The 14037-nt window shown below is 66.3% G+C and carries 16 protein-coding genes; 10 read left to right on the top strand and 6 right to left on the bottom strand.

The window, feature by feature from the left end; all coding sequences use genetic code 11:
- Positions 1-31 precede the first annotated feature (31 nt).
- On the top strand, positions 32-1042 hold the full coding sequence (locus tag ACSQ3P_RS26655; protein ID WP_436168486.1) for an Lnb N-terminal periplasmic domain-containing protein: 1011 nt from the start codon (positions 32-34) through the stop codon (positions 1040-1042).
- Positions 1043-1271: 229 nt separating this feature from the next.
- On the opposite strand, the gene ACSQ3P_RS26650 is transcribed toward ACSQ3P_RS26655, so the two are convergent.
- Positions 1272-2045, bottom strand: coding sequence for an enoyl-CoA hydratase (locus ACSQ3P_RS26650; protein WP_436168485.1), 774 nt, complete (start codon positions 2043-2045; stop codon positions 1272-1274).
- Positions 2046-2222: 177 nt separating this feature from the next.
- Here ACSQ3P_RS26650 and ACSQ3P_RS26645 point away from each other — a divergent pair, with 177 nt between their 5' ends.
- Positions 2223-2648 carry a GFA family protein gene (locus tag ACSQ3P_RS26645; RefSeq protein WP_436168484.1) on the top strand — a complete coding sequence of 142 codons (426 nt, stop codon included), beginning with the start codon at positions 2223-2225 and terminating at the stop codon, positions 2646-2648.
- Here ACSQ3P_RS26645 and mutM read toward each other — a convergent pair whose 3' ends face one another.
- Entirely contained in the window at positions 2649-3539 is an 891-nt protein-coding gene (gene mutM / locus ACSQ3P_RS26640; protein ID WP_436168483.1) for a bifunctional DNA-formamidopyrimidine glycosylase/DNA-(apurinic or apyrimidinic site) lyase, read from the bottom strand.
- 97 nt (positions 3540-3636) lie between these two features.
- Between mutM and ubiE the strand changes: the two genes are divergently transcribed.
- On the top strand, positions 3637-4398 hold the full coding sequence (ubiE, locus tag ACSQ3P_RS26635) for a bifunctional demethylmenaquinone methyltransferase/2-methoxy-6-polyprenyl-1,4-benzoquinol methylase UbiE (protein ID WP_436168482.1): 762 nt from the start codon (positions 3637-3639) through the stop codon (positions 4396-4398).
- A gap of 136 nt (positions 4399-4534) precedes the next feature.
- The gene (ubiB, locus tag ACSQ3P_RS26630; protein WP_436168635.1) at positions 4535-6091 is read left to right on the top strand and encodes a 2-polyprenylphenol 6-hydroxylase; all 1557 of its coding nucleotides are present in this window, start codon (positions 4535-4537) and stop codon (positions 6089-6091) included.
- A gap of 178 nt (positions 6092-6269) precedes the next feature.
- Here the strand turns inward: ubiB and ACSQ3P_RS26625 are convergent, their stop codons facing one another.
- From ACSQ3P_RS26625 to ACSQ3P_RS26610, 4 genes are all read right to left on the bottom strand, one after another.
- Positions 6270-6701 (bottom strand): VOC family protein, encoded by a 432-nt coding sequence (locus tag ACSQ3P_RS26625; RefSeq protein WP_436168481.1) that lies wholly within the window; start codon positions 6699-6701, stop codon positions 6270-6272.
- Between the two features lie 38 nt (positions 6702-6739).
- A complete protein-coding gene (locus ACSQ3P_RS26620) occupies positions 6740-7222 on the bottom strand; it encodes a DUF1579 domain-containing protein (protein WP_436168480.1) in 483 nt (160 codons plus the stop codon).
- Positions 7223-7284: 62 nt separating this feature from the next.
- The gene (locus ACSQ3P_RS26615) at positions 7285-7845 is read right to left on the bottom strand and encodes an SRPBCC family protein (protein ID WP_436168479.1); all 561 of its coding nucleotides are present in this window, start codon (positions 7843-7845) and stop codon (positions 7285-7287) included.
- 96 nt (positions 7846-7941) lie between these two features.
- Positions 7942-8289, bottom strand: a complete 348-nt coding sequence (locus ACSQ3P_RS26610; protein ID WP_436168478.1) for an ArsR/SmtB family transcription factor — start codon at positions 8287-8289, stop codon at positions 7942-7944.
- A 168-nt stretch (positions 8290-8457) separates the two neighbouring features.
- On the opposite strand from ACSQ3P_RS26610, the gene ACSQ3P_RS26605 reads away from it, so the two are divergent.
- The 6 genes from ACSQ3P_RS26605 to ACSQ3P_RS26580 all read left to right on the top strand — a co-directional run bounded on the left by ACSQ3P_RS26605 (position 8458) and on the right by ACSQ3P_RS26580 (position 13985).
- The gene (locus ACSQ3P_RS26605) at positions 8458-9912 is read left to right on the top strand and encodes an AMP nucleosidase (protein ID WP_436168477.1); all 1455 of its coding nucleotides are present in this window, start codon (positions 8458-8460) and stop codon (positions 9910-9912) included.
- A 329-nt stretch (positions 9913-10241) separates the two neighbouring features.
- Complete coding sequence (locus ACSQ3P_RS26600) at positions 10242-11522, top strand: phosphopantothenoylcysteine decarboxylase domain-containing protein (protein ID WP_436168476.1); 1281 nt, start codon at positions 10242-10244, stop codon at positions 11520-11522.
- Positions 11523-11524: 2 nt separating this feature from the next.
- Complete coding sequence (gene dut / locus ACSQ3P_RS26595) at positions 11525-12016, top strand: dUTP diphosphatase (RefSeq protein ID WP_436168475.1); 492 nt, start codon at positions 11525-11527, stop codon at positions 12014-12016.
- Positions 12013-12465 carry an RrF2 family transcriptional regulator gene (locus ACSQ3P_RS26590; protein ID WP_436168474.1) on the top strand — a complete coding sequence of 151 codons (453 nt, stop codon included), beginning with the start codon at positions 12013-12015 and terminating at the stop codon, positions 12463-12465. The genes dut and ACSQ3P_RS26590 overlap by 4 nt, the downstream gene beginning before the upstream one ends.
- A gap of 84 nt (positions 12466-12549) precedes the next feature.
- A complete protein-coding gene (cysK, locus tag ACSQ3P_RS26585) occupies positions 12550-13536 on the top strand; it encodes a cysteine synthase A (protein ID WP_310155616.1) in 987 nt (328 codons plus the stop codon).
- Positions 13533-13985: a GNAT family N-acetyltransferase gene (locus tag ACSQ3P_RS26580; RefSeq protein WP_436168473.1), complete on the top strand. Its 453-nt coding sequence runs from the start codon at positions 13533-13535 to the stop codon at positions 13983-13985. The genes cysK and ACSQ3P_RS26580 overlap by 4 nt, the downstream gene beginning before the upstream one ends.
- Positions 13986-14037: the final 52 nt, after the last annotated feature.

Genomic DNA, 14037 nt, shown 5'->3' with positions numbered 1-14037 from the left:
CCCGCTTCATCTGTGATATGGGAAGGCGGCGATGAGCCGCCTTCTTCTTGTCACTGCCCAACTCCTGGCCACCTTGATCGTCGTCGGTGCGACGGCATGGGGCTCCGGTCTCCTGCTGTTTCGCCTGACCGGTGCGGTCGCGACGCTGGCCGCCATCGGCTTCGGCCTTGCCGGTCTTGCTGGTGCAATCGGGATCTGGACCGGCGCGGCGCGCCTGCCGCTCTCCTTCGCGGTGCTGTTTCTCGGCCTGCTCGGCTGGTGGAACGGCATGGCGCCGTCGCACGACCGGGACTGGATTCCCGAACTCGCCAAGCTGCCGCAGATCGCGCGCGAGGGCGAGACGATCACCGTCCGCAATCTGCGCGATTTCCGCTGGCGCACGGAAGCCGATTATGACCAGCGCTGGGAGACGCGCAGCTACGATCTGACCAAGATCGAGGGCGCGGACCTGTTCCTGTCCTATTGGTCGGGCGAGGCGATCGCCCATCTCCTGGTCAGCTTCACCTTCAAGGATTCGGTGCCGCTGACCTTCTCGATCGAGGTCAGGCGCGAGAAGGGCGAGGAGTGGTCCTCGCTCGCCGGCTTCTTCCGCACCTATGAAATGGCCTATGTCGCCGCCGACGAGCGCGACATCGTCGGCCTGCGCAGCCATGCCCGCAAGGAGGATGTCCGCCTGTTCCGGCTGGCCGCCACGCCGAGCCAGGCACGCGATGTGCTCCTGGCCTATATCGCCGACGTCAACCGGCTGGCTTCGAGCCCGCGCTGGTACAACACGCTGACCACGAACTGCACGACGGTGGTCTACCATCTCGTCGGCTCTGTCGCGCCGGGATGGACTTTTTCGCTGCCGCTCGACCCGCGCGTGCTGCTATCCGGCTATCTGCCGGGTTATCTGCAGCGCATCGGCGCGGTCAGGACCGACATTCCACTCGACCAGCTGGTCCGGCAGGGGCGGATCAGCGAGCGGGCGCGGATCCTGACGCTCGATGATCCGGAGTTTTCGAAAAAGATCCGCGAAGGCGTGCCAGCCGGGCGGCCATAGGCCTGGAAGCGCGCCGTCAGGCTCGGGCCTGACCCGAGCACCTCTTGCCGGAGATGCCCAGGGTTTATCCTTGGACCGATCGAAGATCGGACCCGAGGACTGCGTCTCAGAGCATTTTCGAGCGAAGTGGATACCGGTTCGCGTGAAGAAAATGCGATAAAACAAGGAGGCAGAGCATGTCCGCGATTCGGAGAAACGCGGACATGCTCGAGAACGACGGAAAGCGGTCTCACCTATTCTGGAAATCGGGCTTCCGCTTCTCGATGAAGGCGGTCATGCCCTCTTTCTGGTCATGCGTCGCGAAGAGCGAGGAGAACACCCGGCGCTCGAAGCGCAGGCCTTCGCTCAGCGCCACCTCGAAGGCGCGGTTGACCGCCTCCTTCGCCATCACCACCGAAGGAAGCGACTTGGCAGCGATGCTGTCGGCCGCCTTCATCGTCTCGGCCATGAGATCGGCCAAGGGCACGATGCGGGCGACGAGGCCGGCGCGCTCGGCCTCGTTCACGTCCATCATCCGCCCAGTCAGGATGAGATCCATGGCTTTCGCCTTGCCGATCGCCTTGGTCAGGCGCTGCGTGCCGCCGGCTCCGGGAATGACCCCGAGATTGATCTCGGGCTGGCCGAATTTGGCGTTGTCGGCGGCGATGATGAAGTCGCACATCATGGCGAGCTCGCAGCCACCGCCGAGCGCAAAGCCCGCAACCGCCGCGATGATCGGCTTGTGGCGCTGGCCGATGCGGTCCCAATCGGCGAATTTGTCGTCGAGATAGGTGCCGGGGAAGGTCCGGCCTTGCATCTCCTTGATGTCGGCGCCGGCGGCAAAGGCCTTCTCCGAGCCGGTCAAGACGATGCAGCCGATACCGCCATCCTTCTCGAAGCCGTCGATGGCCGCGTTGACCTCGTCGATGAGCTGGCCGTTCAGCGCGTTCAGCGCCTGCGGCCGGTTCAGCGTGACGACGCCGACCTTGCCCTTCACCTCGACGAGAATGGTCTCATAAGCCATGGCGGCCTCCCGGATGCTTCGTTGGGCCACGTTTAGCGGGCGGGAGGAGCGCGGTCCATGCGAGGGAGCGCACGCCGACATGAGCGCTCCCGTGACCAGACCTTGCCGTCGCGGGCCGGATCACCTTCACTCGCCCCGTCTCGCACTCGCCCCGTCTTGCAGGAGGAGGGCACCACCATGACCGAGCCCGTTACCGGCCGTTGCTTCTGCGGCTCCATACGCTTCCGCTTCAATCAGCCGCCGGTGGCGAAGCGCGCCTGCTGGTGCCGCGACTGCCAGTATCTCTCGGCCGGCAACGCCTCGATCAACCTGATCTTCCCGCTCGCGAGCCGCGAATTGGAGGGCGAGGTCTGCGACTATGTCAGCCTCTCCGACGGCGGCAACACGATGCGCCGCAGCTTCTGCCCGCATTGCGGCACGCCCCTGTTCAGCGCCTCGTCATCGCGGCCGGATATGGTCGTGGTACGTGCCGGCGCCCTCGACGACCGCGAGCTTGGCAAGCCTGAGGGGTTCATCTGGACCGCGTCCGCACCGTCCTGGGGCCTGACCGACACCGACGTGCCGTCCTGTCCGAACCAGCCGCCTCCCATTGCCGCCCGCTGATCAGCGCTGCGGCTGGCAGCTTTCGCAATAGAAGGTCGAGCGGCCCGACTGCACCAGCCGCTTGACCACAGAGCCGCAGCCCGGCGTCACGCAGGCATCGCCCTCGCGGTCATAGACGCGAAACCGGTGCTGGAAATAGCCGAGCGAGCCGTCGGCATGGGCGAAGTCGCGCAGCGTCGAGCCGCCGGAGATGATCGCCTCTTCCAGGACCTCGCGGATGATCTGGGCCAGCGCATGCGCCGCCGGGCGCGGACGGCCCGTCGCAGTCGCGATCGAACCGGCCTCGGCTTCGGGATGGAGCCCGGCGCGGAACAGCGCCTCGCAGACATAGATGTTGCCAAGCCCCGCGACGAGGCGCTGGTCGAGCAGGGCCGCCTTCAGCGGCGCGAATTTCCCGGCAAAAAGCTTGGCCAGCGTCTCGCCCGAGAGCTCATTGCCCAATGGCTCGATGCCCATGCCGGCGAAATGCCTGGAGGCGGCGAGATCGGCACGCGGCACGAGGTCCATGAAGCCGAAGCGGCGGACATCGTTATAGGTGACGCGCGCGCCGGAGCCGAGATGGAAGACGACATGGTCGTGCTGCAGGTGCCGGCCAATCTCGTTGTAATAGGCGCCAGGCTCGGTCGGCGGCGTGCCGGGCGCCTCCACCACGAAGCGCCCGCTCATGCCCAGATGCATGATCAGCGCCTGACCGTCATCGAGATCGACGATCAGATATTTGGCGCGCCGCGACAGGGCCTCGACCTTGCGGCCGGTCAGGCGGGCGACGAAGCGATCGGGCAAGGGAAAGCGCAGATCGGGCCGGTTCTGCTCGACGCGCGCGAAAACCTGCCCCAGCATGGCGGGCTCCAGCCCACGACGAACGGTTTCGACCTCGGGAAGTTCGGGCATTCCAGTCCACTCTCAAGCCTGCGTCGAGACGGGCCGCGACAAGCCCCGCTCGTTTCGCTATTCATCGCCTCACCAGAACACAAGAGCAGCCCGCGCCGTGACAGCAGCCTCCGACACCACCCATTTCGGTTTTGAGACAGTGCCGCTCGCCGAGAAGCAGGCCAAGGTCGACGACGTCTTCCACAAGGTCGCCAGCCGCTACGATCTGATGAACGATCTGATGTCGGCGGGCCTGCACCGGCTCTGGAAGGATGCGCTGATCACGACGCTGAAGCCAGCGAAGGATCGGCCCTTCCACCATCTCGACGTGGCCGGCGGCACCGGCGACGTCGCCTTCCAGGTGCTCGACGCCGGCGGACCGCAGACCGACGTCACCGTACTCGATATCAATGCGCAGATGCTGAGCGTTGGTCGCGACCGGGCGCAGAAGCGTTTTCCCGATGACGATCGCATCCGCTTCGTCCAGGGCAATGCCGAGGAGCTCGGCCTGCCCGACAACCATTTCGACGCCTATACGATCGCCTTCGGTATCCGGAACGTGCCGCGCATCGACAAGGCGCTGTCCGAGGCTTTTCGCGTGCTCAAGCGCGGCGGCCGATTCCTCTGCCTCGAATTCAGCCATGTCGACGTGCCGCTGCTCGACAAGGTCTACGAGGCCTATTCCTTCAACGTCATACCGCCGATGGGGCGGATGGTGACGGGCGAGGCCGAGCCCTACCAGTATCTCGTCGAATCGATCCGCAAATTCCCCAAGCCGCAGAGCTTCGCCGGCATGATCGAGGATGCCGGCTTCCGGCGGGCGAAGTTCACGCCGATGACCGGCGGGGTCGTGGCGCTGCATTCCGGCTGGAAGCTGTGAGGATGCAGCTTCCGTCATGGTCGGCCTTGTGCCGGCCATCCACGTCTTGCGACGCGGATTCTTGCGATGCGGCTGAAGGGAAGAAGACGTGGGTGCTCGGGACAAGCCCGAGCATGACGTCAAGGTTCGCGCGCGCATGATCACCGCCATCGCTCATCTCGCCCGTTCCGCACGGGTCGGCTTCGTGCTGGCCCGCGAAGGCGCCCTTGCCCTCGTCGATCCCTCGGTCCTGCCGCCTTTGGCGCGCGCCGCGATCCGGCTCGGGCGCTTGATCGAACGCAAGGGCGCCGGCTCCTCGGCGACGCGGCTGGCAGCGGCGCTGACGCGGCTTGGCCCCTCCTATGTCAAGTTCGGCCAGTTCCTGGCGACACGGCCGGATGTTGTCGGCATGAAGATCGCCGAGGATCTCTCGGCTCTGCAGGACCGGATGGCCCCGTTCCCGATGGAACAGGCGCGTGCCGCGATCGAGGCCGCCCATGGCCAGCCCGTCGAGGCGATCTTCGCCGAATTCGGGCCGCCCGTCGCCGCCGCCTCGATCGCGCAGGTGCATCGGGCCCGGTTGAAGGATGGCTCGGAGGTCGCGGTCAAGGTGCTGCGGCCCGGCATCCGTGACCGCTTCCACCGCGACCTCGCAGCGATGCGCTTCGGCGCGGAGATGGCGGAACGGCGCTCCGCCGAGGCGCGCCGCTTACGCATGTCGGGCGTGGTCGAGACGCTGGCGCGCTCCGTGACGATGGAGATGGATCTCAGGCTGGAGGCCGCCGCCCTCTCTGAATTCGCCGAGAACACCAAGGACGATGCCGATTTCCGCGTGCCGGCGCCGGATTGGCAGCTCACCGCGCGCGAAATGCTGGTCGATGAATGGATCGACGGCATCCGGCTCTCCGACATCGAAGGCTTGCGGGCCGCCGGACATGATCTGCAGGTGCTCAGCCGCACCGTCATCCAGTCCTTCCTGAAGCATGCGATCCGCGACGGCTTCTTCCATGCCGACATGCATCCGGGGAACCTGTTCGTCGACTCGGCAGGGCGGCTGGTCGCCGTCGATGGCGGCATCATGGGCCGGCTCGGGCTGAAGGAGCGGCGCTTCCTCGCCGAAATCCTGCTCGGCTTCATCACCCGCGACTATACCCGCGTGGCGGAGGTGCATTTCGAGGCTGGCTATGTACCGGGTCACCACGCCGTTGCCGATTTCGCCCAGGCGATCCGTGCGGTTGGCGAGCCGATCCACGACAAGAGCGCCGACCAGATCTCGATGGCGAAGGTCCTGACCCTGCTCTTCGAGATCACCGGCCTGTTCGACATGGTGACGCGCACAGAGCTCGTGATGCTGCAGAAGACCATGGTGGTGGTTGAAGGAGTAGCCCGCACGCTCGATCCGCATCTCGACATGTGGACCACGGCCGAGCCCGTGGTGCGCGACTGGATCACCCGCAATCTCGGGCCGCTGGGCAAGATCGAGGATGTCGGGCGCGGGGTGCGCTCGCTCGCCTTCAGCCTCGCCAGCCTGCCCGAAACGGTCGGCCGGGCTGAGCGCGTGCTCGGCCAGCTTGAAAACGCCTCGCGGCACGGCTTTACGCTGGATGAGCGCAGCATCGAGGCGATCGGCCGGGCCGAAGCCCAGCGCAACCGCTGGGGCAATTGGGCGCTCTGGCTGATCGCGGGCCTGATCGCCTATGCGGTGCTGGGATAGTTCAACGAACACGACGACGCCGTCATTCCGGACGCAGCCCCCGGGTCCGATCTTCGATCGGCCCAAGGAATAAACCCCGCGGAGATCCGGAATCCATCGGAGAGCGCAACGCCCTATGATGGATTCCGGATCGGCGCCGCTTACAGCGGCTTGTCCGGAATGACGGCGAGGATGTGAATTAGCCCGTCACACAGGCCTGCGCCGGCTCGGCGCCGATCATCCAATGCGTGCCGAAACGATCCTGCAGCATGCCGAAGCGCGGCGCCCAGAAGGTCTCCTCCAACGGCATCTTGATGCGCGCGCCGTCGGACAGCGCCGCGAAGATGCGCTCGGCCTCGGCGACCTCCTTGACGTTGACGGAAACCGAGACGCTCTGCATCGGCCCCTCGCTGCGGTCGGGTGGAGCGTCGGACGCCATCAGCATCTGGCCGCCATCGAGCTGGAGGCAGGCATGCATGATCTTGGGAACCCAGTCGGGGGCGACCTGGCTCTCGGCCGGCGTGCCCTTATGGCTCATCATGGCGATGATCTTGCCACCGAATATCTTTTCATAGGCGGTGAAGGCTTCCTCGCAATTGCCGGGGAAGAAGAGATAGGGGGCGATCTTCATGAGACCTGTCCTTGCATCGTGAGGGGATAAGGCCGCGCTCAGCCGGTCCGGCGGAAATGGGCGGTCATGAATTCGGTCCAGCCGCCGTTTCCATCGGGCACGGACGAGGTCAGGGTGCGGTGATCGGGGCTGACGATGGTCATGACGTCGCGATAGGCCGAGAGCGAGCCGTCACCGCTCATGCTGGGTCCCTCGCTGTCCAGCAACAGGGCCGTGCCGGTTTCGTCGAGGGCTCCGTCATAGAGCCATTGATGGGTCATCATCGAACCGATGAAGCTGCCGACAAAGCGGCCCTTGGCCGGGTCGAAGCCGAGCGTCATCAGCGTCCTCCCGGTGCAGCCGTCGGGCATCTCGCCCTGGCCTTCGCCGAGCGTCCAGAGCCCGCCCAGCGATCGCACGCTTTCCTTGCCCTTGAATTTCTGGCGCGGCTGGTCGGGGCCCATGGCGCAATCCATCTCCGAGGCCCACTCGCCGACGAGCTCCGCGAGCCACTCATGCTCCTTCTGGGGGTCTGCTTTCATGGGGTACCTCCTCTCTGGCTTTTCGGCTTGGGTTTTTTGGCTTGGGTTTTCTCGATTTGCGGTCAGGCGGGGCGCTCGGCCTGCGCCTTGAGGCTGGCGAGGCCGGCTTCGAAATCGCCGCCGACCATCCGGTCCATGTTGAAGAAGACATGGATGATCTTGGCGAAGAACGGGGTCGGCCCCGTCATCGTCCAGGTCACATGTGTTGCAGAACCTTGCGTCGCCGTTCCCTGCGGCTGCAGCGCGAAGACGACGTCATTATGAGCCTCGAAGGGCTTGATGAAGTCGAGCTTGAGCCCGACCTTGCTTGATGGCTCGGCGGTGACGATCTCCATGCTGCCTTCGCCGACATTCTTGTCGCCGACCCAGGCATAGATTGAGCCCTTGCCGGCCTCGGGCCCGCTGAAGCTGCGCTTCAGGTTGGGATCCTTCTTCTCCCAGGGCGACCAGGCGCCCCAGGCCCTGAAATCCGCGATCAGCGGGTAGATGCGCTCGGGCGGCGCATTGATGGCGATGGCACGCTGGACCTGGAAGGTGTCTGGCTTCATCGCGGCGAGGATCAGCACCACGACGATGCCGGTGGCGAGGATCGCCAGCAAGCTGAGAAGAACGGTCTTGAGCATGGGTTTTCCTCGTTTGACGCCGCCACGCGGCTCTTGCTCTTTGGTTTCAACGCGTTTTCTTCACGCGAGCCGATGCCCGCTTCGTTCGAAACCGCGTTACGGTTGAACGTCCCCGGCCGGCGCTGCCTGCATCTCGCGCAGCACCTCCTCCAATCGTCCCAGGCTCTGGTCCCAAAAACGGCTGTAGTGTTCCAGCCACTCCGAGACCTCGCGCAGCGGGCCGGGATCGAGCCGGCAGGGCCGCCATTGCGCCTCGCGGCCTCGTGTGATCAGCCCGGCCCGCTCCAGCACCTTGAGATGCTTGGAGACGGCCGGCAGGCTCATCGCGAAGGGCTCGGCCAGCTCCGTAACCGAGGTTTCGCCCAGCGACAGCCGCGCCAGGATCGCGCGCCGCGTCGGATCGGCAAGGGCGGACAGGGTGAGGCTGAGCGGGTCGCTCGACATTGAATTAAACCGATGAGTTAATTAACTTGACGGTTTATTATCGCCGCGCCGTTTTGCTGTCAAGCGGGCAGCGCCACGCTCCAGCCGGCCTGCATGGGATCCATCCCTGTTGTCAGCAGGGCTGTCGCACAGCTAGAAGCTCGACCGAACGAGAGGTACGTTCGCTCCATGACATTCGAGACCGCTGCCACGCCAGACGCCGCCGTCGACCGGCTGGAGCTGCTCTATGCGGACGCGAAGGCGGCGTTGCGCGGCGACCTGCAGCGTTTCTTCGATACGGGCGAGGCGCCGACGGCCGAGGAGCGCGCGCGCTATCGCTACCCGCTGCTGCGCGTCACCTACGAGCCCTCGAAGCTGCCCGCCGCGACGCGGCGCGGTTTCGCCAAATTCGCAGCGCCCGGCATCTATTCGACCACGGTGACGCAGCCGGCCGAATTCCGCACCTATCTGCTCGACCAATTGCAGCCGCTCGTCGCGGAATATGGCGCGACGATTGAGACCGGCGTGAGCCATCAGGAGATCCCCTACCCCTATGCGCTCGAAGGCGGCGATGAGCTCGGGCGCGGCAAGGTCACGGCCGCGGAGCTTGCGCGGCATTTCCCGACGCCGCTGCTCTCGCTGGTCGGTGACGAGATCGCCGACGGCACCTTCGACATCGTCGAGGGCGAGCCGCGCCCGCTTTCGCTGTTCGATGCAGTGCGGGTCGACTACTCGCTGCGGCGGCTGGTGCACTACACCGGCACCGACTGGCGCGCCGTACAGCCCTGGGTGCTGCTGACCAACTACCACCGCTATGTCGACCAGTTCGTGCGGCTGGCGTTGGCCGAAATCGAAGCCGGCACGGCCGAAGCCCTGGTGACGCCGGGCGGTGTGCGGATCGAGCGCGACGGTATCGACGTTTCAGCAGCCGAGCGGGTGATGTCGGCGCCCTGGCATCGCTTCCAGATGCCGGCCTATCATTTGATCCGCAGCAAGGGCGACGGCGTGACGCTGGTCAATATCGGCGTCGGCCCCTCCAACGCCAAGAACATCACCGACCACCTTGCGGTGCTCAGGCCCAATTGCTGGCTGATGGTCGGCCATTGCGGCGGCCTGCGCCAGACGCAGATCATCGGCGACTATGTCCTGGCCCATGCCTATCTCCGGCAGGACGGCATCCTGGACGAGCTGGTGCCGCCCGACATCCCGATCCCGGCCCTGGCCGAGGTCCAGGTCGCCCTGCAGCAGGCTGCGGCCGAAGTCACGGGCGAGCGCGGCGACCGCTTGAAGAACCGCCTGCGCACCGGCACCGTCGTGACGCAGGACGACCGCAACTGGGAACTGCGCTGGACCAAGGAGCGCCGCCGCATCAACCTCTCGCGCGCCATCGCGGTCGACATGGAATCGGGCACGATCGCAGCGCAAGGCTACCGCCTGCGCGTGCCCTACGGCACCTTGCTCTGCGTCTCCGACAAGCCTCTGCATGGCGAGATCAAATTGCCCGGCGCGGCGAACGCCTTCTATGAGCGCGCCGTCGGCGAGCATCTCAAGATCGGGCTCGCGGCGCTGGAGAAGCTCAAGGAAGCGGGCTCGACCATTCACTCGCGCAAACTCAGGAGCTTCGACGAGCCGCCGTTTAGGTGAGGTATGGAAACGCGGGGAACCCCTGCCCCTCTCACTGAACCCGGGTATACCCGGGTTCAGTGAGAGGGGCAGGGGTGAGGTGTAGGCCCCTGGACCAGTTGCGTGGAAGCCTCACAGCGTGGCAGCGGTTGGCGCACGGCCAAAATGTCAAACGGCCTACCCCTCACCCTGCCCTCTCCCTCCAATCTCGGGCCTGCCCGAGATTGGCAGCTAGAGTGGCCCAAGTCGGAAACATCTGACTTGGGTTGGAGAGGGTTCCCCGCGCCCCCATGACATCCTGGCTTTTTCGATGCTAGGTGAAGGGCATCCCGGCTCAGGAACCTCCGCCCTTGTCCGCATCCCGCTCCGTTCTCCTGATCATCGGCGGCGGCATCGCCGCCTATAAATGCCTGGAGCTGATCCGGCGCTTGAAGGATCACGGCATCGCCTCGCGCTGCATCCTGACCAAGGCGGGCGAGGCGTTCGTCACGCCGCTCTCCGTCTCGTCGCTGGCCGGCGAGCGCTGCTTCACCGATCTGTTCTCGCTGACCGACGAAGCCGATATCGGCCATATCGCGCTGTCGCGCTCGACCGACCTCATCGTCGTCGCGCCCGCGACCGCCGATCTCATCGCCAAGATGGCGACGGGGCTCGCCAATGACCTGGCCTCGACCGCACTGCTCGCCACCGACAAGCGCATCCTGATCGCGCCTGCGATGAATCCCAGGATGTGGGAGCATCCGGCGACGCGGCGCAACATGGCGCAGCTCGAAAAGGACGGCGTGCTCGTCGTCGGGCCCAATTCCGGCGCCATGGCCGAGCGCGGCGAGAACGGGCCGGGCCGCATGGCCGAACCGCTCGAGATCCTGGCCGCGATCGAGCGCGCTTTGGCCGGCGATATGGCGGCGCAACCGCGTGCGATCGGCTTCCTCGGCCGCACGCCGGGAGGCACGGCAATCGCGCAGAAGCCGCTCGCCGGGAAACATGTGCTCGTGACCTCGGGGCCGACGCATGAGCCGATCGACCCGGTGCGCTACATCGCCAACCGCTCCTCGGGCAAGCAGGGTCATGCTATCGCGGCCGCGGCCGCCGCCGCTGGCGCAAGCGTGACGCTGGTTTCCGGCCCCGTCGGCCTGCCCGACCCCGACGGCGTTACCACGATCCATGTCGAATCCGCCCGCGAGATGCTGGCGGCGACCGAGGCGGCGCTGCCCGCCGACATCGCGGTCTTCGCGGCAGCCGTCGCCGATTGGCGCGTGGCGGACGCAGCACCGGAGAAGATGAAGAAGGGCACCAGTGGGACGCCGGCCCTGGCGCTGGTCGAGAACCCCGACATCCTGGCGACCGTCGCTCACCGCAAGACGGGCCGGCCGGCGCTCGTCGTCGGCTTCGCGGCGGAGACCGAAAACGTCATCGACTATGCCCGCGCCAAGCTCGCGAGGAAAGGCTGCGACCTGATCGTCGCCAATGATGTCGGCGGCACCGGCGTGATGGGCGGCGATTCCAACACCGTCCATCTCGTCACCCGCGACGGCGTCGAGACCTGGCCGACTCTGGCGAAGGAGGAGGTCGCGAGCCGCCTGATCGCGCATCTCGCCGGGCTGACGGGCGTCTCGAAGGCGGGAGCCTAGGCATGGTCACGATCCCCGTATGCCGCGTCGGGCATGGCGCCGGGCTACCGCTGCCAGCCTATGAAAGCGCGGGCGCGGCCGGGCTCGATCTGCGCGCGGCGCTGGAAGAGGGCGGCGCACTCGTCATGGCGCCCGGCGAGCGCATCGCGGTCCCCACCGGCCTTGCCCTGCAACTGCCGACGGGTTTCGAGGCGCAGGTACGCCCGCGCTCGGGATTGGCGTTGAGGCATGGCATCACCCTGCTCAATTCGCCAGGCACGGTCGACAGCGACTATCGCGGCGAGGTCACGGCCATCCTGATCAATCTCGGCCAGGAGCCTTTCACGATCCGCCGTGGCGACCGCATCGCGCAATTGGTGATCGCACCGGTCACGCAGGCCCATCTCGTCGAGACGACAATTCTGGACGAAACCGCGCGCGGTGCCGGCGGCTTCGGCTCGACCGGCGTCTCGGACACGCCCAAATCGGACACGGTCAAGGGAGCCGTCGCGTGAACCTGCTCTCGCGCCGCAGCCTGCTCGCCATCGCGGCGGTGGTCGATATCGCCTTGCATGCGCGGCCCTCGCCGGTCGCGGCCAAAATGCTGGCGGCGCGGCATGACCTGCCGCCGCGCCATCTTGAGACGCTGCTGCAGGCGCTGGTCCGGGTCGGCATCCTAAAGGGCGTTCGTGGCCCACGCGGCGGCTATGAGCTGGCGCGCGAACGCCGCCGGATCACCGCCGGCGAGATCGCGCGCGCGGCGATGCAGGAGGCTGGCGAGGATGGACTCGGGCCCTTGCCGCAATCGCGCCTGATCGACCTCGTGGTCGGTCCGCAGGTGGAACGAGCCTCGCAGGCCTTTCTCTCGACACTGGATGGAGTCACCGTGGAGGAGCTGTGCCAGCAGGCGGAGCGAAACGCTGCCTTTGACGGGGCAAGCGCGACTACTGATTTCACAATCTGAATTTGTATATATTGCCTATCATCGACATGGACTGTGAATTGAATTAGCGTCGCCATCAATCACGATCATTCCCAGGAGGACCCCATGACCGAGGCAGTGCGCACGCTCCACCCCGCTCCGAGCAAGGCCCCAGGCCGCGGCCGGGTCTATGAGTCGATCACCGACACCATCGGCGACACCCCCCTGGTCAAGCTCAACCGCTTGCCGGCCGAGCGCGGCGTCAAGGCGACGATCCTGGCCAAGCTCGAATTCTTCAACCCGATCTCCAGCGTCAAGGACCGCATCGGCGTCAACATGGTCGATGCGCTGGAGGCCTCCGGCGCGTTGAAGCCGGGCGGCACGCTGATCGAACCGACCTCGGGCAATACCGGCATCGCGCTCGCCTTTGTCGCCGCCGCGCGCGGCTATCGCCTGATCCTGGTGATGCCGGAGACGATGTCGCTGGAGCGCCGCAAGATGCTGGCGCTGCTCGGCGCCGAGCTCGTGCTGACGCCCGGTCCCGGCGGCATGCGCGGCGCTGTTGCCCGGGCCGAGGAGCTCAAGGCGGAGATTCCAGGCTCGATCATCCCGCAGCAATTCGAGAATCCGCATAATCCGGAGATCCATCGCAAGACGACCGCCGAGGAGATCTGGAACGACACTGACGGCAAGGTCGACATCTTCATCTCCGGCGTCGGCACGGGCGGCACCATCACCGGCGTCGGCCAGGTGCTCAAGGCGCGCAAGCCCGGCGTGAAGATCATTGCGGTCGAGCCCGAGGATTCGCCGGTGCTGTCGGGTGGCGCGCCCGGCCCGCATAAGATCCAGGGCATCGGCGCCGGCTTCGTGCCGGGCATCCTTGACCGCTCGGTGATCGACGAGGTCGTTACCGTCGGCAATCAGACCTCCTTCGAGACGGCGCGCGCACTTGCCAAGAGCGAGGGCATTCCCGCTGGCATCTCGTCGGGGGCCGCGGTGGCCGCGGCGCTCGAAGTCGGCGCGCGGCCGGAGAACGCCGGCAAGACCATCGTCGTGATCATCCCCTCCTTCGCCGAGCGCTATATTTCGAGCGCCTTGTTCGAGGGTCTGTGACGCCGGCCTCGATTCAGATCGTCCGCGTCAGCGCTGCGCTGCCGGACGGTTTCGAGGCCTTGCGGCACGAGGCGGCCGGGGAGGATTACGCCTTCCTCGACCGGCTGACCGATGAGGTCGCGCGCGGCGACTATGCCGGCGATGCCGACTTGCCTGTTCTCTTCGCAGCCTTTGCGGAGGGTGAATTGGCGGGGCTGGGCGGCCTCACGCCCGACCCTTACGACCCGGAGCCGGACCTCGCCCGGCTGCGTCATGTCTATGTGCGTCCCGCCTGGCGCCGCCATGGCGTCGGGCGCGCCATCGCCGCGGCTCTGATCCAGCAGGGTTTTGCCGTGGCGGCGCGGCTCTCTTTGCGCGCGGCGGATGACCGCGCCGCCGCCTTCTGGGATGCGGAAGGTTTCCGGCGCGATCTCGGCGGCGCAACGCGCACACATCTGCTGGAGCGCTGACTCCTAGAGCAATTTCCAATCCCATTGGATTGTTCAATTGCTCCAGATCTTT

Source organism: Allobosea sp. LjRoot9, assembly GCF_964252745.1.
Taxonomy (GTDB): Bacteria; Pseudomonadota; Alphaproteobacteria; order Rhizobiales; family Beijerinckiaceae; genus Allobosea.
Note: the sequence above shows the minus strand (reverse complement) of the source record. Positions and strands in the feature narration are given on the sequence as shown.